This is a genomic window from Mycolicibacterium aromaticivorans JS19b1 = JCM 16368 (genome assembly GCF_000559085.1).
Classification (GTDB): domain Bacteria; phylum Actinomycetota; class Actinomycetes; order Mycobacteriales; family Mycobacteriaceae; genus Mycobacterium; species Mycobacterium aromaticivorans.
Genome location: NZ_JALN02000001.1, coordinates 3211439 through 3229632 on the forward strand (window position 1 = coordinate 3211439; position 18194 = coordinate 3229632).

Annotated in this window: 18 protein-coding genes and 2 pseudogenes; 15 read left to right on the forward strand and 5 right to left on the reverse strand. The window is 66.0% G+C overall.

The features are described 5' to 3' along the window. The first annotated feature begins 11 nt into the window (after nt 1-11). Nucleotides 12-875 (forward strand): class I SAM-dependent methyltransferase, encoded by an 864-nt coding sequence (locus tag Y900_RS15330; RefSeq protein WP_237752569.1) that lies wholly within the window; start codon nt 12-14, stop codon nt 873-875. Between the two features lie 261 nt (nt 876-1136). Next, nucleotides 1137-1277, forward strand: a pseudogene (locus tag Y900_RS33740) (biotin/lipoyl-containing protein); the annotation flags it as partial. A 75-nt stretch (nt 1278-1352) separates the two neighbouring features. Here Y900_RS33740 and Y900_RS30945 read toward each other — a convergent pair. Both Y900_RS30945 and Y900_RS15335 read right to left on the reverse strand, forming a co-directional pair. Beyond that, nucleotides 1353-1721, reverse strand: a pseudogene (locus Y900_RS30945) (nuclear transport factor 2 family protein). Between the two features lie 66 nt (nt 1722-1787). Beyond that, complete coding sequence (locus tag Y900_RS15335) at nt 1788-2429, reverse strand: TetR/AcrR family transcriptional regulator (protein WP_036342983.1); 642 nt, start codon at nt 2427-2429, stop codon at nt 1788-1790. Between the two features lie 225 nt (nt 2430-2654). Here Y900_RS15335 and Y900_RS15340 point away from each other — a divergent pair, with 225 nt between their 5' ends. Continuing rightward, nucleotides 2655-3395 carry a dienelactone hydrolase family protein gene (locus Y900_RS15340; protein WP_051660080.1) on the forward strand — a complete coding sequence of 247 codons (741 nt, stop codon included), beginning with the start codon at nt 2655-2657 and terminating at the stop codon, nt 3393-3395. A 3-nt stretch (nt 3396-3398) separates the two neighbouring features. Here Y900_RS15340 and Y900_RS15345 read toward each other — a convergent pair whose 3' ends face one another. Continuing rightward, on the reverse strand, nt 3399-4298 hold the full coding sequence (locus Y900_RS15345; protein WP_036342985.1) for an SDR family NAD(P)-dependent oxidoreductase: 900 nt from the start codon (nt 4296-4298) through the stop codon (nt 3399-3401). A 60-nt stretch (nt 4299-4358) separates the two neighbouring features. Between Y900_RS15345 and Y900_RS15350 the strand changes: the two genes are divergently transcribed. Genes Y900_RS15350 through Y900_RS15365 form a run of 4 tightly spaced genes read left to right on the forward strand, consistent with a single transcriptional unit; the run spans nt 4359 to nt 8062 of the window. Next, complete coding sequence (locus Y900_RS15350) at nt 4359-4802, forward strand: nuclear transport factor 2 family protein (RefSeq protein WP_036342986.1); 444 nt, start codon at nt 4359-4361, stop codon at nt 4800-4802. A gap of 4 nt (nt 4803-4806) precedes the next feature. Continuing rightward, complete coding sequence (locus Y900_RS15355) at nt 4807-5976, forward strand: sulfotransferase family protein (protein ID WP_036342988.1); 1170 nt, start codon at nt 4807-4809, stop codon at nt 5974-5976. Further along, nucleotides 5973-7235: a hypothetical protein gene (locus Y900_RS15360; RefSeq protein ID WP_036342989.1), complete on the forward strand. Its 1263-nt coding sequence runs from the start codon at nt 5973-5975 to the stop codon at nt 7233-7235. Before Y900_RS15355 ends, Y900_RS15360 begins: the two co-directional genes overlap by 4 nt. Beyond that, the gene (locus tag Y900_RS15365) at nt 7235-8062 is read left to right on the forward strand and encodes an oxidoreductase (protein WP_036342991.1); all 828 of its coding nucleotides are present in this window, start codon (nt 7235-7237) and stop codon (nt 8060-8062) included. The genes Y900_RS15360 and Y900_RS15365 overlap by 1 nt, the downstream gene beginning before the upstream one ends. Before the next feature lie 63 nt (nt 8063-8125). Here the strand turns inward: Y900_RS15365 and Y900_RS15370 are convergent, their stop codons facing one another. Next, entirely contained in the window at nt 8126-9082 is a 957-nt protein-coding gene (locus Y900_RS15370; protein ID WP_036342992.1) for a LysR family transcriptional regulator, read from the reverse strand. Between the two features lie 23 nt (nt 9083-9105). Here Y900_RS15370 and Y900_RS15375 point away from each other — a divergent pair, with 23 nt between their 5' ends. Genes Y900_RS15375 through Y900_RS15410 form a run of 8 tightly spaced genes read left to right on the forward strand, consistent with a single transcriptional unit; the run spans nt 9106 to nt 17790 of the window. Further along, nucleotides 9106-10275, forward strand: coding sequence for an XdhC family protein (locus Y900_RS15375; RefSeq protein ID WP_036342993.1), 1170 nt, complete (start codon nt 9106-9108; stop codon nt 10273-10275). Between the two features lie 58 nt (nt 10276-10333). Further along, nucleotides 10334-11236 carry an FAD binding domain-containing protein gene (locus Y900_RS15380; RefSeq protein WP_036342994.1) on the forward strand — a complete coding sequence of 301 codons (903 nt, stop codon included), beginning with the start codon at nt 10334-10336 and terminating at the stop codon, nt 11234-11236. Further along, the gene (locus Y900_RS15385; RefSeq protein WP_036342996.1) at nt 11236-11712 is read left to right on the forward strand and encodes a (2Fe-2S)-binding protein; all 477 of its coding nucleotides are present in this window, start codon (nt 11236-11238) and stop codon (nt 11710-11712) included. The genes Y900_RS15380 and Y900_RS15385 overlap by 1 nt, the downstream gene beginning before the upstream one ends. After that, entirely contained in the window at nt 11673-14099 is a 2427-nt protein-coding gene (locus Y900_RS15390) for an aerobic carbon-monoxide dehydrogenase large subunit (RefSeq protein ID WP_420329767.1), read from the forward strand. Before Y900_RS15385 ends, Y900_RS15390 begins: the two co-directional genes overlap by 40 nt. A 12-nt stretch (nt 14100-14111) precedes the next feature. Continuing rightward, nucleotides 14112-14981, forward strand: a complete 870-nt coding sequence (locus tag Y900_RS15395; protein WP_036342997.1) for an XdhC family protein — start codon at nt 14112-14114, stop codon at nt 14979-14981. After that, the gene (locus tag Y900_RS15400) at nt 14978-15859 is read left to right on the forward strand and encodes an AAA family ATPase (RefSeq protein WP_036342998.1); all 882 of its coding nucleotides are present in this window, start codon (nt 14978-14980) and stop codon (nt 15857-15859) included. Before Y900_RS15395 ends, Y900_RS15400 begins: the two co-directional genes overlap by 4 nt. 9 nt (nt 15860-15868) lie before the next feature. Next, a complete protein-coding gene (locus Y900_RS15405) occupies nt 15869-16549 on the forward strand; it encodes an SRPBCC family protein (protein WP_036342999.1) in 681 nt (226 codons plus the stop codon). Beyond that, nucleotides 16546-17790, forward strand: coding sequence for a vWA domain-containing protein (locus Y900_RS15410; RefSeq protein WP_051660081.1), 1245 nt, complete (start codon nt 16546-16548; stop codon nt 17788-17790). Before Y900_RS15405 ends, Y900_RS15410 begins: the two co-directional genes overlap by 4 nt. On the opposite strand, the gene Y900_RS15415 is transcribed toward Y900_RS15410, so the two are convergent. Continuing rightward, nucleotides 17753-18001, reverse strand: coding sequence for a hypothetical protein (locus tag Y900_RS15415; protein WP_036343002.1), 249 nt, complete (start codon nt 17999-18001; stop codon nt 17753-17755). The genes Y900_RS15410 and Y900_RS15415 overlap by 38 nt on opposite strands. Between the last annotated feature and the right edge of the window lie 193 nt (nt 18002-18194).

Consider the following 18194-nt stretch of genomic DNA (forward strand, 5'->3'; position numbering starts at 1 on the left):
AGGTTTCGTCGATGGGGATTCGACCGCTGTGGCGGATACCGGGCATCGTTGTGCGCGAGCGGCGGCATTCGCCGGGGCGCGAGCGCATTCCCGAACCGATGGTGATGGACGACGCCGAATCCGTCGCCTATTTCCACGCCGGTGGCGGGGCGAACCCGGGAATGCGTGCAGTGTATGACCTGTGTGCCCGGGCGCTGGATGTGATGCTCCCGCCGGGTGGCCGGCTCCTGGATCTCGGCATCGGTTCCGGGCGTGCGCTGAGCGCGGTGCTGCGCCGGCGCCCGGACATCATGGCCGTCGGTGTCGATCTGGCTCCCAACATGCTGGCGACAGCGCGAGATCTGTTCGCAGCCGAGGGGCTCGACCGGCGGGTGGAACTGGTGCAGGCGGATATCACCGCGCTGCCGGATTCGCTTGCTGCCGGGCCGTGGGATGCGGTGTCGTGCATGTGGACTCTGCACCAACTGCCAGACGTTCAGGTGTTGGGCGCCGCCTTGCGGCAGATCGCCGCCGTCCGGTGCGATAGCGGAGCAGCCTTGTGGATCTCCGATTTCGCTCGACTGAAAGACCCGTCGGCGTGCCCGGCCATGCTGCAATGTGTCGATCCGGATTCACCTGCGGGCCTGCGGCAGGATGCGATCGCCAGCGAGGCCGCGGCGTTCACCCGTGAGGAGCTGTCGGCGCAGCTCGCGGCCGCGGGACTCGGAGGCTTGAGTTCAGGCCACGCGACGCCGTTGCCGTACCTGCAGGCCTATTGGGCGTTCGGCGCAAACGGCAAACCTGAGCCCGTTGGTCACCGCTATTCCGCACTCCGCGGCCAAACTCGCCGCGAGGCGGCACTGCTGCGCTGGGGCTTCACCGCGAAGCCGTTCTGAATCGCTGAACTCCGCAGCGGCTGTTAGCTTTCGGCGCAGCGCACGTGGCGTACTAGGGCGCGTTGCCCAGTAACGCCTCGACTTTGACGAGCGAGCTCCGGTCGCCACCCAACACTCGATTTCCCACGTCTGCGATGGCGTGTTCGTGCGCGAGAACATAGTCGAAAAATGCGGCGGGCGGTGCTTCGGTGAACTGCTTCGCCAGAGGTTCAAAGCACCGCATGAATGGTCGCGTGCCCTTGACTAGGGCCAGCATCTGGGTCCAGCGTGGAAGGACCGCAATTGGTGAAGTGGTGTGTAGCAGAAGGCGATCATGCGGCAGCCGGCGACACCATTGCCGAGATTGAGACCGACATGGCGACAGTAGAATATCCAGGCGCAGTTTCCGGGCGCGTGATGTAGCTGCTGAAAAGTGAGCGGACTACCGTAGGTGTGGTGGATGCTTTGGGTTCGATTTCAGTGACAACTGATCCAAACCTAGAATAATTCGCTTCGCATCAGATACGTACCGTGGCCCTCCGTGATGAGGCCATTTTGAAACGTGATCACTTCGTTGACAAGATGCCCCTAATGATTCTTGTAATTAATGACCGTGGTATCGACGCCCTGATAGACAGCCTCAGGCGTGAAGTGCAGGTCTGGAATGACGTTTAGAGCGCTTTGCCAATAGACCCGCAGAGCGTCCTTTCCTCGCACGATACCATTCGTTTCGGGCAGAATTCTTGCTGCCACTGGTGAAGTAAAGTGAATATCAGCGCTGAAGAAAGTCAGGACGGATTCGACATCGTGCCTGTTCCAGGAATTAACCCAGGATTGACCGAAAGCTACTGCGTTCTCGGCGTTCATGCATTCGAAGTCGACACGGAATTTTATCGCGCACCGGATAATTGCGTGCGGTCTGTATTTGGAGACTCACGCCTGCTCAGGTTGGCGAAACTGTCCTTCGCGGAGTGCTTTGGTTACCGAATCGTCCCAGCGTTGTAATTGGGTAGCCGTGAAGAACGGCTCGCCGAGGTGGCGTTCGATATGTGGGCGCAGGACGAACGCACCTACGCGCAAGATCAGCGGATTCAACACTGCCCACAACGGATCAAGGTCGGCCCGTAGCGAGCCCTGTTCACGGAAATGGTCGCGTTGGGCCGTGCTGATAGCAACCAATCCGTCGAACACCACAGAACCGACCTCGCCGCCCTCGCATAACGCGCGCCCAAGATAGCTGATGACCAGAGGGTGATCGGTCGTCAACTGGGTCATCCGCTTGCCCGCCTCTTCCAACGCGTCCGCGGGAGCATTAGGCATACCTGCCGGACCAAGGGCTTCGCTGATTACGTGTAATACGTACTGGTCGACAGTGTTGACCAAGCAGGCCTTGGTCTTGAAATAGTGCTGCACCAACCCGATTGAGACGCTGGCATCATCGGCGACCATCCGCATCGACGTCGCGACGACGCCGTGGCTCGCAAAACTCCTCAACGCCGCGTCCCGAATCCGCTCCTCGTTAGACGGCTCCGGTGCTGGCGGCGGGTTGTGCGGGAATAGCGGTCCGAGCTCCATCGACGATCAGTGTATGCACACCACATGGTGATACAGAACGTCACTTCTGACTATTCGCGAATATTGTTATGCAATACTAACAACTTGTCCGTAGCCGAGTGGGTTCGGTGGCGAGTCGTTCGAGTTGCATGGTGCGCGACCTTGAGGAGATTGAGTCGAGTGAGCGGGCTGCTCCTTGGGGAGTCCAATCATCCATTGGCGGGGGAGGAACTAGCGTGACGGCCGATGGGTGACATGACGATTCCCGCTGCGGGCGGCATTCGCGGTTACCTGGCGGTGCCCGCTGGCGCTGGACCCTGGCCCGGCGTGGTTGTTGTCCATGACGTGCTTGGGATGACGACCGATCTAAAGCGGATCACGGAACGTTTTGCCGCCAGCGGCTACTTGGCGCTGGCCCCTGCTCTCTACGACGGGGACGGACCCAAACTGAGATGCATGATTAGCACGATCCGCGCCCACTTTACGGGGCACGGCGCCGCCTACCGCAACCTTCTGGCCGCGCGCGAACACCTGATTTCCGACAGCCGCTGCACAGGCGAAATCGGCTTGGCGGGCTTCTGCATGGGTGGAGGTTTCTGCTTGCAGTTGGGCCCTAGCGGAATGTTCAGCGCGACTGCGCCCAGCTACCCAAGTTTGCCGAATGACATCGCAAAACTCGGCCAATCATGCCCCGTCGTAGCGAGTTTCGGCTCTAACGATCCCATAGTGGCGCACGGCACCGCGGATAGACTTGAGGGTGCTCTGACGGGCGGAGGGGTACCGCATGACGTTAAGGAGTATTCTGGCGTCGGCCACAGCTTCATGAATGACCATCAGCTGCCTGCTCCGATCCGATTGGTGGCCCGGACTTTCGGAATCGCATACTCCGCGCCGGAAGCCGAAGATGCGTGGCAGCGCATCCTTTCGTTCTTTGCTAAACACCTCACGGCAACCGGAAGAGATCTCGACACCTTGGATCGGATCTGACCTCTAGACCGGAATCGTTGTGCCGGTTTCCTTTTCGGCGAACTGCACCACGCGGGCCGCCGCGTCGTAGTCGCACGCGCCGGGGGAGCGGCCGATCAGCGCAGGCTCGCCGCGCAGTCCCAGCCGGGCGCTCGCTCCGACATAGCTGCCCGGCGGGATCGGCTCGCTGATGCAGTACAGCGTCGGTGCCGCGCCTTGGTCGATGTCGTTGCCGAACCGGTCGGCCACTCCTTTGGCCACCGTGTGCGCCAGCGACATCAACGGTGAATCGGACGTCTGTGTCAGGTTGGAGGCCACCCAGCCCGGATGCACCAGTTGGGTGACGACGCCGGAGTCGGCGGCACGCAGCCGGCGGTCGAGCTCCAGACCCCACAGCATCATGACCAGCTTCGAATGGGTGTAGGCACCCATCGATGTCCACTTGCTGTGGCGCAGGTGCATGTCGTCGAGGCGAAGCGTCGCTTGGCGGTGCCCGTCGGAGGAGACGTTGATGATCTGCGAACGCACCCTGGCGAACAGCAGGTTCGTCAGGGCGAACGGGCCCAGCACGTTGGTGCCCAAGGTGGTCTCGAAGCCGTCGACGGTCTCGTGGCGCTTGTCGGTCAGGGCGCCGGCATTGTTGATGAGGATGTCGACGTCGTCGTCGAGCCGGTCACCGAAGCCTCGAACCGATGCGAGATCGGCCAGGTTCAGCTCGATCACCTCCGTCGACCCGGTGATCTCGGCGGCGCGCTGCTCGCCGAGGGCGGTGTTGCGGACGGCCATGATCACGTGCGCGCCCGCGTGGGCCAGGGCTCGCGTGGTGCCGAGGCCAACGCCGTTGGTCGCGCCTGTCACGATGATTCGCTTACCGGTGAGATTGCCGAGCCGGGCCGGCGACCACTGAGTCACGCGGGCGAGCATAGCGGCAATTCTGGACAAACAAGCCCATCTAAGCAATTGCTCTGCGATCATCGGCTTGACATGAGCGACAGTGCGCAAGCGATCACCAACCTCATCTACGTCTATGCCGAACTGATCGATGCCGGCGACCTCGACGGCGTCGCCGAGCTGTTCGCGCACGGACGTATCTGCGGTGTGGAGAACGGGCCACCAGAGACGGTTTTCGAGGGCCGGGACCGGGTGCGCGGCATGTATGAGATGGCCACCCGGCTCTACGAGGACGGGACGCCGAAGACCAAGCACAACACCAGCAATGTGCAGCTGTACATCGACGACGAGGCCGGCACCGCGCGCAGCAGGTCCTACTACTGCGTCACCCAGGCCACTCCGGAACTGCCATTGCAGGTCATCGTCACCGGGCACTATCACGACACCTTCCACCGGATCGACGGCCAGTGGTGGTTCGACTCGCGCACCATGTTCGTCGACCAGGTCGGCGACGTGAGCCAGCACCTGAAGTTCTGAGCCGATGGCCGGCACCTTTGCGATGGCGGGCGTCCTGGCCGACGCGCAGCGCAAGGAAGGGCGCAGCGAGTGGGGGCCCGGGGACTTCGCCGAACCCCTGGGCGTCCTGCTCGACGACTACCCCGGCGCGGGCCTGAACGCGATCGGTGAGCACATTCTGCGATCCGGCATCGTGCACAGCCTCCGCATGCGGTTGCGCACCCAGGCGTGGATCGAGCGCCATCCTGAGATCCTGGACGAGCAGATCGAGGCGCCCATCGTCGTGGTGGGGATGATGCGCAGCGGCACCACACTGCTGCAGCGTCTGCTCGCCGCCGACACGCGGTTGCACTGTGCCCGGGGCTGGGAGGTGGTCGAAGCCGCGCCGAAGCTTGACCACGATTTCGCCGGCATCGACCCGCGCGTCGCGATCAGTGAAGCGCGGGAGAAGAAGTCCCGCGAGCTGGCGCCCGAACTGTTCGCCATCCATCCGATGTATGCCAGGGAGGCTGAGGAAGAAATCGTCTTCTTGGCCGATGCGTTCCTGTCGCATGTTCCGGAGTCCGGTGCGCACGTGCCCAACTACCGATCTTGGCTCAACACCCAGGATTTCGCGCCTGCCTACCGGTATCTGCACCGGATGTTGCGATTCCTCCAGTGGCAGCAGCGCAGCCGCGGAATCACCGCCGGTCGCTGGGTGCTGAAATCGCCCGCCCATCTGGGGTACCTCGACTCGCTGCGCGACGAATTCCCGGGCGTGCACATCGTCCACATGCATCGCGATCCGCGTACCACCGTCGCCTCCGGCGCCAGTCTCAACGCGACCCTGCACGCCATGCACGCCGACGGCGTCGACCCGCGGCGGGTGGGTGCGCAGTGGCTGGAGCGGATGGGCTGGACCAACGACCGTGCAATGGCCGTGCGGGACAGTTGGTCCGATGAGTCCACGCGGGTCACCGACATCCAGTACGAAGATGCAGTCGCCGACCCGATCGGTCAGGTGCGCAGGGTCTACGACGCCGTCGGGTTGGAGCTGACCGACGCCGCGGCCGCCGCGATGTCCGGCTGGCTGGCCAATCGACCGCGTGAGGTCCCGCGGCCGCCGTACGACCTTGGTGCCTACGGTCTCAGTGGCGGCCAGGTCGATGAACGTTTCTCCCTGTACAACAAACGTTTTCGAAAGGACGACCAATGAGTGCCGACGACCCGGTCGCGACACCGTCGCAGCACGAGCAGGAGCTGGCCGCGCTCGAGCTGACCGAACACCCGACCGTCAAAGAGGCCTACCGGACGGTCGCGGAGAACTGGCTGAGCCGCGCCAAAGCCTCCGATGCAATGCAGGAGCGGTTCGAGGCGGCATTCGCCGAGGTGATGTTCTCGGCGGCGGTGTGGTCGTCCAACCAGGACAAGCTGCGGCCGAAGGTCAGCTGTATCACCCGGCTGGCGCATCCGGTCGGCGATCGGCAGATCCCCGGATCGCGTTGGGGCATCGATAATCCGGACACCGTATACCGGGTCATCCCGATCTCGGGAGATGAGCGCTACGAGATCCGCGGACGGGTCGGTGACCACCGGATGACCGAGAACTACTTCACGCTGTGGGACGCCAACATGGGCACCGTGGCCGTGCTCAACGGCAAGACCATGGACGTCGACAGCGACGGCAGCTACACGATCACCGTGGATTCCGAGCCGGCGAACGGTCGGCGCAACCACGTACAGACCACGTCCGAGGCGCACGAGTTCTACATCCGCGATGTGCTCTTGGACTGGGCCAGTGACGATCCCAACCACATCACCGTCGAACGTCTCGGTGGCGCGCCTGGCACGCCGGCCCGCACCCTCGACGAACAAGCCGAGGCGACCGCGGCGATGATGACGTACTTCGCGAACTTCACCGGCAAGCTCAGCCACGGCATCTACAAGATGCCGGCCAACCATTTCAACCTGGCCTGGTCGGCGGACAAGGTCGGCGCGATGAAGAACCAGGTGTATGTGATGGGCCGGTTCGACCTCGGCCCGGACGAGGCCTTCGTGGTCAACGTCAACGACGGTGGCGCCGAATACTTCACGGTTCCGTTGAGCAACGTCTGGGGCACCACGCTGAACATCGTCGATGCCACCGGCAGCCTGAACAAGGCGCAGTCGGTGCCCGACGCCGACGGCAGCTACACCTACGTGATCTCCCCGGTCGATCCCGGGGTGGCCAACTGGATCGACTCCGATGGCCTGCGGGAAGGTGTTCTCACACTGCGGATGGCTGAGTTCGCCGAGGGCGGTCCGACATCTGATCTCGGCGCAACCGGCCGCGTCGTCCCGCTCGACCGGCTCGACGACGAGGTGCCCGGCCTCGCCCGCGTCACCGCCGAACAGCGGGCCGAACAATTGGCGTCGCGGCGGCGGGCTTATCTGCGCCGGCTTCCCGAAGGCACCCCCAACGAGAGGGCCAACTGATGATGCGCTGGCTGGTCACCGGCTGCTCCACCGGCTTCGGGCGTGAAATCGCCCGTGCTGCACTGGAAGACGGCCACCAGGTATTGGTCACTGCCCGCCGCGCGGACGCCGTCACTGATTTGGTCGACGAGTTTCCGAACCTCGCTGTGGCCGCCGCGCTCAACGTGACCGACCCCGATCAGATCGCGGCGGCTGTACGCGCCGCCGAGGAGGCCTTCGGTGGTGTCGACGTTCTGGTCAACAACGCCGGCCACGGCTACTTGTCGGCGGTCGAAGAAGGCGAAGACGCCGAGGTCCGAAAGTTGTTCGACGTCAACTACTTCGGCTCCGTCGACATGATGAAGGCGGTGCTTCCCGCGATGCGGGCCCGCGGTTCGGGGCACATCGTCAACATCTCCTCGATGACCGGTCTGGTGGCCAACCCGCCCAATGCGTACTACTCGTCCACCAAGTTCGCACTCGAGGCCGTCAGCGAGGCACTGTCCGCCGAGGTGGCGCCCCTGGGCATCAAGGTGACACTGATCGAGCCGGGAGCGTTCCGGACCGACTGGGCATCGCGCTCGATGAAGGAGTCCGGTGCCCCGATCACCGAGTACGCCGACGTGGCCGCCCGCAAGGACCTGATCAAGCAGTTCGCCGACCATCTACCGGGCGACCCGCGCAAGGTCGCCGAAGCCGTTCTGATGGTGACCAAGCTGGACGAGCCGCCGCTGCGGCTGCTGCTGGGCCGAGATGTCCTGAAGGCGATGCGGGACAAGATCGCTGCTCTGTCGGCGTCGATCGATCAGTGGGAAGCGGTCACCAAGGACGTCAACTTTCCCAGTTGACCTTTCGCCCAAACCGACATACCGCGGCCAAACTGGATCGCGACATCTCGTCGATCTGGATGCTCAACTCCACAGGGTGACATGGACTTTCGGCCGAAATCGGGTGACGCCGACTCCGGTGCCGCGGATCATGGCCTGCGTGCAACGCGGGGTGGTGATGAAGTTGAGCAGTTCGGTCACCGCGGGCTGACGCGCCGCCACCGGTAACGTCGACGCGCTCCACTCGCCGGACAGCTGCAGCCCCGATCCCTTGACATGTACCAATCGGCCTGCCGACAGGTCCTTGCCGACGGCGAAGCCGACCGCCAGCGACACCCCGCCCACCCGCTGAACCTCCTCGAGGGCGGCGGCGTCGCTCTGGAATATCCGCTGATTGGCCTCAGGAATCGCCAAAGTGCGCAACACCGAGGCGATTTCACCGTCGACGCCGCCGGCCGATGGCCCCAGCATCCACTGTTGTTCGCGCAGCAGCCCCGCGGTGGGTGCGCCCGAGGCCAGCGGACTACCGGGCGAGGCGACGGTGATGATCTGGTACTTCAGAAACGGCCGCACGGTGAGGGCGGCGCCGGACTCCGCCGGGGCGGGACCGAGCGCGATGTCGACGGCCCTGGACTCGATAAGATCGCGGAAACGGCTCGTCGGGTGGACGCTCAGCTCCACCGACAGGTCGTCGGCCCGCGACGAGAACAGTTCGATGAGCCCCGGCGCCGCATGCTCGGCGAACGCGCTCGATGCCGCGATCCGCAACAGCCGCCGACCGTGCGCGGCTTCGGTCACCTCGATCGCGGTCTGCTGCTGCAGGCCGAGGATCTCGATGGCTCGGCTGGCCAACCGCAAACCGCCCGGAGTGAAGGCCAGCCCGGCGGAGGTCCGGCTGAACAATGGATCGTCGAGTTCCTTGCGCAGCTGTGCGACATGCATCGAGATGCCGGCGTCGGAAACGCCCAACTCTTCGGCGGCTGCACGCACAGATCCCAATCGAACGACGGCCGAGAAGGCCCGAAGTTGCGCCGGTGTCACGAAATCAGCCTACGTTTGGAGTCGTGCAAGACGTTCTCGCGGAGCTGGCGGCGATCTGGCGGACCGGTGCCACCGCCGGCCTGGGCACAGTGGTGCGTACGTTCCGCTCGGCGCCGCGTCAGCCCGGGGCGGCCATGGTGGTGGCGCCGGACGGCTCGGTAAGCGGCTCGGTATCGGGCGGCTGTGTGGAAGGCGCGGTGTACGAGTCGGCCACCGAGGTGGTGGCCACCGGCATGCCGCGCCTGGAGCGCTACGGGGTCAGCGACGACGACGCCTTCGCCGTCGGACTCACCTGCGGTGGCGTCCTGGACATCTTCGTCGAGCCGGTATCGCAGCGCCGCTTCCCGCACCTGGACCAGGTGATCGACGCCATTGCCGAACACCGGCCGGTGGCGATCGCCACGGTCATCACCCATCCCGACCCGGATTGGCTGGGCCGCAGGCTGGTTCTGCAACCGGAGACCGTCGACGGCACGCTCGGGTCCGATCGCGCCGACGCCGCGGTCACCGACGACGCCCGCGGCCTGCTGGCCGCCGGGCGCAGCGACGTCCTCACCTACGGCCCCGACGGACAACGTCGCGGCGAGGGCATGGAGGTGTTCGTCGCAAGCCACGCGCCGCGGCCCCGGATGTTGGTGTTCGGGGCGATCGACTTCGCCGCCGCGGTCGCGCAGCAAGGTTCGTTCCTCGGTTATCGGGTCACGGTGTGCGATGCCCGCGGCGTGTTCGCCACGCCTGCCCGGTTTCCTACCGCCGACGAGGTGGTCGTGGACTGGCCGCACCGCTACCTGGCCGCGCAAGCGGAGGCCGGCGCCCTCGATGCCCGCACCGTGATCTGCGTGCTCACCCACGACGCCAAGTTCGACGTGCCGTTGCTGGAGGTGGCCCTGCGCCTCGACGTCGGTTACATCGGCGCGATGGGATCGCGGCGCACGCACGACGACCGGCTGAGCAGACTGCGAGAGGCGGGGCTGACCGAAGCGGAACTCAGCAAACTCGCCAGCCCGATCGGACTGGACCTCGGCGCTCGCACGCCCGAGGAGACAGCGGTGTCGATCGCCGCGGAGATCATCGCCCGCCGATGGGGTGGCAGGGGACTGCCGCTGTCGGATGTGGGCGGACGGATTCATCACGACGACGACGGTAGCCCGCTGCCCGCTGGGCAGTTAAGTGATCACTTAAGTCGCTATTGACGGACCTGTCTGACCGGCAGACACTGAGGTCCCCTTCGGCGGACGTGAGGTCGGTCACATGCAAGTTCCTGGTCCCTTCGAATACGAACGAGCCACCAGCGTCGACCACGCCGTCGGCCTGCTGGACCGGCTCGGGGACGGCGCGTTCGTCGTCGCCGGCGGGCACAGCCTGCTGCCGATGATGAAGTTGCGCATCGCCAACCCTGAGTACCTGATCGACATCAACGACCTCGCCGGCGAACTCGGCTACGTGACCGTGGAACCCACGCTGGTCCGGCTCGGTGCGATGACGCGGCACCGGGAGGTGCTCGATTCCGCCGCTCTCTTCGAGGTCTGCCCCATCTTCGCCGACGCCGAACGGGTGATCGCCGACCCGGTGGTTCGCAACCGCGGCACGGTCGGGGGATCGCTGTGTCAGGCCGACCCCGCCGAGGACCTGTCGACGGTGTGCGAGATCCTCGACGCGGTGATCGTGGCGCGGGGGCCGGCCGGCCGGCGGGAGATCGGCATCGATGACTTCATCCTCGGACCGTACGAGACCGCGCTGGCGCACAACGAGATCCTGACCGAGGTGCGAGTCCCGGTACGCCACAACACCTCCAGCGCGTACGCCAAGGTGGAGCGCCGCGTCGGGGACTGGGCGGTCGCCGCGGCAGGCGCCGCGGTGACGCTCGACGGGGACCAGATCGTCGCCGGGCGGGTGGGGTTGACCGCGGTCAATGCCGACGCCGACGGGCTGTCCGCGGTCCGCGATGCGTTGGCCGGCGCCCCGGCGACGGAGGAGACGTTCGCCAGGGCAGGCCAACTGGCGGCCGTGGCCTGTGAGCCCGCCACCGACCAGCGTGGCACAGCCGACTACAAACGCCACCTGGCCTCCGAGCTGACCATTCGTACGCTTCGTATCGCAGTCGAGCGTGTCCGCAATGAGCCCGGCTCCCGCGGAAAGGGGAGGACCAACTGATGCACGTCACCATGACCGTCAACGGCGAGCAGGTCAGCGCCGAGATCGAACCCCGGGTGCTGTTGGTGCACTTCCTACGCGATCAGTTGCGGCTCACCGGAACCCATTGGGGTTGTGACACGTCGAACTGCGGCACTTGCGTGGTGGCGGTGGACGGTGAACCGGTCAAGTCGTGCACGATGCTGGCCGCGATGGCCGGTGGTCACGACATCCGCACGGTGGAAGGACTGGCCGACGGCGCCACGCTGGACCCTGTGCAGGAAGGCTTCATGCAGTGCCACGGCCTGCAGTGCGGGTTCTGCACCCCGGGCATGATGATCACCGCGCGGACGCTGCTCGACCGCAACCCCAACCCGACCGAAGACGAGATCCGCGAAGCCATTTCGGGGCAGATCTGCCGGTGTACCGGATACACCACGATCGTCCGGTCCGTCCAATGGGCCGCAGCGCATTCCGGGCAGGAGGTCCAGGCGTGACCACCGTTGAGCGCAGGCCTGAGGACACCGCCGACAACAACCAGAAGCCGTGCGGCTACGGACGGATGCTGCGCAAAGAAGACCCCCGATTCATCCGTGGCCGCGGCAATTACGTCGATGACGTGCAACTGCCCGGAATGCTGCACCTGGCGATCCTGCGGTCGCCCTACGCGCACGCCACGATCAACAGCATCGACACCACCGCCGCTCAGGCCCATCCCAAGGTCAAGGCCGTCGTCACAGGCGCTGATCTCGCCGAGAAGGGGCTGGCGTGGATGCCCACGCTGTCCAACGACGTGCAAGCCGTACTGGCCACCGACAAGGTGCGTTTCCAGGGGCAGGAAGTGGCGTTCGTCGTCGCCGAAGATCGCTACTCTGCGCGAGATGCGTTGGAGCTCATCGACGTCGACTACGGACCCCTTGATCCGGTGATCGATGTGCGCACCGCACTCGACCCATCGGTGCCGGTGATCCGTACGGATCTCGACGGTAAGACCGATAACCACTGCTTCGACTGGGAGACCGGGGACGCCGCTGCCACCGAGGCGGCCTTCGCCAAGGCCGACGTCGTGGTCAAGCAGGAAATCGTCTATCCCAGAGTGCATCCCGCGCCGATGGAGACCTGTGGCGCGGTCGCCGACCTGGACCCGGTGACCGGAAAGCTGACGTTGTGGTCGACCACCCAGGCCCCACACGCGCACCGCACGCTCTATGCCCTGGTCGCGGGCCTGCCCGAGCACAAGATCCGTATCATCGCCCCCGACATCGGTGGCGGCTTCGGCAATAAAGTGCCGATCTACCCCGGATACGTCTGCGCGATCGTGGGTTCGCTGCTTCTGGGCAGGCCGGTCAAATGGATGGAGGACCGCAGCGAGAACCTGACCTCCACCGGATTCGCCCGGGACTACATCATGGTCGGGGAGATCGCGGCCACCAGCGACGGCAAGATCCTGGCGATCCGTTCCTCGGTGCTCGCCGACCACGGTGCGTTCAATGGTGTTGCCGCACCGGTCAAGTACCCCGCAGGCTTCTTCGGGGTGTTCACCGGCAGCTACGACATCGAAGCCGCGTACTGCCACATGACCGCGGTCTACACCAACAAGGCACCCGGCGGCGTGGCCTATGCGTGTTCGTTCCGCATCACCGAGGCCGTGTACTTCGTCGAACGGCTGGTCGACTGCCTGGCATTCGAGCTGAAGATGGACCCGGCGCAGCTGCGACTGGCGAATCTGCTTCGTGCCGAGCAGTTTCCGTACAAGTCGAAGACCGGTTGGTTGTACGACTCGGGTGACTACGAGGCGACCATGCGGCTGGCCATGGACATGATCGGCTATGACCAACTCCGTGCCGAACAGGCCGAGAAGCGGGCCCGCGGCGAACTGATGGGCATCGGTATGTCGTTCTTCACCGAGGCGGTGGGCGCCGGGCCGCGCAAGGACATGGACATCCTCGGCCTGGGCATGGCCGACGGGTGCGAACTGCGCATTCACCCGACCGGTAAAGCGGTGCTGCGACTTTCGGTTCAGACGCAGGGGCAGGGCCACGAGACGACCTTCGCCCAGATCGTCGCCGAGGAACTCGGCATTCCGCCGGACGACATCGAAGTGGTGCACGGCGACACCGATCAGACCCCGTTCGGTCTGGGCACGTACGGCAGCCGGTCCACCCCGGTGTCTGGTGCGGCAGCTGCCTTGGTGGCACGCAAGATTCGCGACAAGGCCAAGATCATCGCCTCCGGCATGCTCGAGGCGTCGGTGGCAGACCTGGAATGGGACAAGGGCTCCTTCCGCATCAAGGGCGACCCGGCGGCGGCGGTGACCATCCAGGACATCGCGATGCGTGCGCACGGCGCGGGCGATCTGCCCGAAGGCCTCGAAGGCGGGCTGGATGCCGAAGTCTGCTACAACCCGGAGAACCTGACCTATCCGTACGGCGCGTACTTCTGCGTCGTCGACGTGGACCCCGGAACCGCTGTGGTGAAGGTTCGCCGATTCCTGGCGGTCGACGACTGCGGTACCCGGATCAATCCGATGATCATCGAAGGTCAGGTGCACGGCGGCATCGTCGACGGAATCGGTATGGCCCTGATGGAGATGATCGCCTTCGACGAGGAAGGCAACTGCCTGGGTGGCTCGCTGATGGACTACCTGATCCCGACCGCGGTCGAAGTGCCGCACCTGGAGACCGGGCACACCGTCACGCCCTCGCCGCATCACCCGATCGGCGCCAAGGGGGTCGGCGAGTCTGCCACCGTCGGTTCGCCGCCGGCAGTCGTCAACGCAGTGGTGGATGCCTTGGCACCCTTCGGTGTTCGCCATGCCGACATGCCCTTGACGCCGTCGCGGGTGTGGGAGGCCATGCAAGGCCGCGCGACCCCACCGATCTAGCCGAGAATGCCGATGACCATCTCCGAGCGAGCCAGACAGCTGCTGTACGCGCGCACGCCCTTCGTGCATGCCACAGTGGTGCGCGCGCAGCCGCCGACGTCGGCCCGCGCCGGCGACGAGGCGATCCTGCTCGCCGACGGCACGATCGAAGGGTTCGTCGGCGGTGAATGCGCGCAGAACTCCGTGCGCAAGGCTGCTCTCGGCGCGCTGCAGGCCGGCGAAAGCGTGCTCCTGCGGGTGTTGCCCGACGGTGACGTCCACTTTCCCGACGCCCCGGGTGCCAGTGTGGTGGTCAACCCGTGCCTGTCCGGCGGAGCGCTGGAAATCTTTCTGACACCGCAGCTTCCGGCACCCATGGTGCACATCTGCGGCGCTGCGCCCATCGCCGAAGATCTGGCTCGGGTGTGCGGTGTGCTCGGCTACCAGGTTCGCCGTGACGATGTGCCGAACTTCGAGGGCGCCACCGCCGTCGTCATCGCGACCCACGGCGGCGCCGAAGCCGAAACCATCCGCGCGGCACTCCGCGCCGGCGTCGGCTACGTCGGCCTGGTGGCCAGCCGCGTCCGGGGGGCGTCGGTGCTGGAATCTCTTGATCTCGACGATGCCGAGCGGGCCCGGGTGCACACACCTGTGGGGTTGCCCATCGGCGCCAAGACCTCCGCCGAGATCGCGGTGTCGATTGCCGCGGAGGTGATCGCCGGTATCCGCCGCGACGGGCTGCCGGTGTCACCGCGGCAGGACCGACCGACCACCGTCGTCGACCCGGTGTGCGGGATGACGGTTGCCGTCCAGCCGGATACACCGCACCTGCAGATCGGGGACCAGGACTACTGGTTCTGCTGCCCACGCTGTCGGAGCAGTTTCGCGGCTGGGCAGGCATGAGGTTCACCGGCACCGACAACGTCGTCCGTCGTTTCGACGAACACGGCTATCTGCTCGACGACGGCACCGCCTCGGCGTTCTACCTCGCCGCTGCACTGAACCGACCGCTGCTCCTCGAGGGCGAGCCCGGAGTCGGAAAAACCACAGCCGCGAAAGCCCTTGCAGCCGTGCTGAATACGTCACTGATTCGATTGCAGTGTTATGAGGGCCTGACGGCGGCCGAGGCGCTCTACGACTGGAACTACCAGCGACAGCTGCTCGCCATCAAACTCGCGGAATCCCGCGGAGCGGCAATCGAAGAATCCGATCTCTACAGCGAGGCCTATCTGGTGGACCGGCCGATCCTGGCCTGCGTCCGCCATCGGGGCCAGGCCCCACCGGTGCTGTTGATCGACGAAATCGACCGTGCTGACGACGAATTCGAGGCCCTGCTGCTGGAATTCCTCGGCGAATCCGCAGTGACGGTCCCCGAACTCGGCACGTTCGTGGCCCAGCAGCCGCCGGTGACGGTGCTCACCTCCAATCGCAGCCGCGATCTGCACGATGCATTGCGTCGGCGTTGCCTGTACCACTGGATCGACTATCCCCAGCCGGCCCGGGCAGCAGCCATCGTGCGCCGAAGCGTCCCCGGCGCGACCGAGCCTCTGATCGAGCACGCCACCCAATTCGTCGGCAGGGCCAGAGAGCTGGATCTGGACAAGCCACCCGGGGTCGCCGAGACCATCGACTGGGTGGCCGCGCTGGTCATCCTGGGGGTCGGCGATCTGGTGGACCCAACCGCCCTGGCAGGCTTGAGCACACTGGCGAAGACCCCCGACGACAGCGCAGCACTGCGCGATGCGTTCAACGAGTACCGCGGCCAGCTGGCCACCGGATGAGGAGAGTCCATGAAGATCGACAACGAGTTCACCGTCAGCGTCCCGATCGCGCAGGCCTGGGAGGTCCTCAGCGACATGGAGCAGGTGGTCCCGTTGATGCCGGGTGCCCAGCTCACCGGGCGTGAGGGCGAGGATTTCCTCGGCAAGGTCAAGGTCAAGGTCGGCCCGGTGACCAGCGAGTTCAGCGGCAAGGCCCATTTCGTCGAGCGCGACGCGGCCCAGCACCGCGCTGTCGTCGACGGCCGCGGTAAAGAAGCCCGCGGCACGGGCAATGCCGCCGCCACCGTCGTCCTGCAGCTGCACGAGTCCGGTGACCACACCCGGGTGACCGTCGAAACCGACCTGAAGATCGTCGGCAAGCTGGCTCAGTTCGGTAGCAGCATGCTCCAGCAGGTATCGGAGAAACTGCTCGGCCAGTTCGTCGACTCGCTGGAGGCCAAGCTGGTCGCCGGTGAAGGCGAGTCGGCCGCGGCGAGCGTCGTGGAAACCCCGGCTACCCCGGGTGCGCAGGCTCTCGGCGCCCCGGCCGCCACCGCGACACCACGGGTCGCCCCTGCTGCCGAACCCGAGCCCATCGACCTGCTCCAGTTGGCCGGCGGCACGTCGGTCACCAAGTACGCGGCGGCCGCTGTCGCTGCTCTGGTGCTGCTGATCCTCGTCGTCGTCCTGCGCCGGCGGCACACCGAGTGACCACCCCCGCGCTGCTGCGCGGAGTCGACCTGGCCGCGTTCGCGGCCGCACTGGTCGCCCGCCTGCGCGCCGGTGGTGTGACGGTCGCGGCCAGCGGCCCCGCCGCCTTCGTCGCCGCCATGCGTGAGCTGGTTCCGACGTCGCGGACCCAGCTCTACTGGGCAGCCCGCCTGACCCTGGTGAACCGCGTCGAAGACCTTCCGCCTTTCGATGCCGTCTTCGAGGCGGTGTTCGCCGACGCCGTCCTGCCCGTCGATCCGGTGAGTCTGCGAGCGCAACGAGGGGCGACCGCCACCCCTGTTCCTGCGGCCGGTCACCGCGACGACACTGGTCCCCACGCCGAGGGATTGCCGTGGGCGACCCGACCGCCGTCGCTACGGGGTGCCGAGCCGGTGGGTGACGCTGCCCCGATTCCCGACGTGTTGCCCAGCCGGATCGTGGCGCGTGCGGAGGAGCCGTTCGAGACGTTCGACGAGGCCGACCTGCGCGCGATCGGGACCTGGTTGGAGCGCGCGCTCACGGCCTGGCCGACGCGGCGAACTCTGCGCACCGAATCGAGTCGGCACGGCAAGCGCATCGATCTTCGCGCCACCATGCGCGCCTGCCGCAGCACCGGGTGGGAGCCCGTGGTGCTGGCCAGGACGCGGCCGCGCCGCAGGCGACGCCGATTGGTGTTGGTCTGCGACGTCAGCCGGTCGATGCAGCCGTATGCGGCGATCTATCTGCATCTGATGCGGGCGGCGGCGTTGCGTCAGGCGGGCTTTCACCCCGAGGTTTTCGCGTTCTCGACGACGCTGACCAGGCTGACTGCGGTCTTGGCCCATCGCGCCCCCGAGGTCGCGCTGGCCAAAGCGAACGCCAAGGTCACCGATCGATACGGGGGCACCCAGCTGGGCCGCTCTATCGCGGACCTGCTGGCGCCACCCCACGGTGCCGCCCTGCGCGGCGCGGTGGTGATGATTGCCTCCGACGGCTGGGGCGCCGATGCGCCCGAGGTCGTCGACCAAGCATTGGCGCGGCTCAAGCGCCGTGCGGCGCAGCTGATCTGGCTCAACCCGCGGGCGGCGGCACCGGGCTTTCAGCCCCTCGCCGGCTCGATGGCCGCCGCGTTGCCGTACTGCGACGTCTTCCTGCCGGCGAACTCACTGGCCGGCATTGAGGAGCTTTTCGCGGCGCTGGCCGCTGTGGAAAATCGGAGCGGGTTTACGGGACGGCTTTGTCCTGCGGTGCGGCGACCATGATCGGGCCGCTCATGGTCCCGTCGACGGCCGACTTGTAGTCGCCCTGGGTGCCATCGGCGTCGATCTTGGCGCCGCCGGCACCGCTGTCGCCGTCCTGCACGGCAAACGTTGTAGTGGGGCTGCCGGCCGACGCGACGCCGATCCCGCCGAAGAGTGCGGCCATGCCGATGCCCGCCGAAGCTAGGAGTCCACTGAAGATGATCTTGACCATTTGCTGTGACCTTTCATGCGATCAGCGCAAACTAACGGGCATTGCTGTGAGAATCGCTGTGCAGAAGCTGGGAGTCCGCTTGGGCGCCAGCCGCGAGCGCCCCCCGAGCTGCGACGAGGGACCTTTGTCAGCAATGCGGAGGACATTGGCTGACCACCACGGCAAATAGGCGCGACGGGCGTGTGCCGGCCCC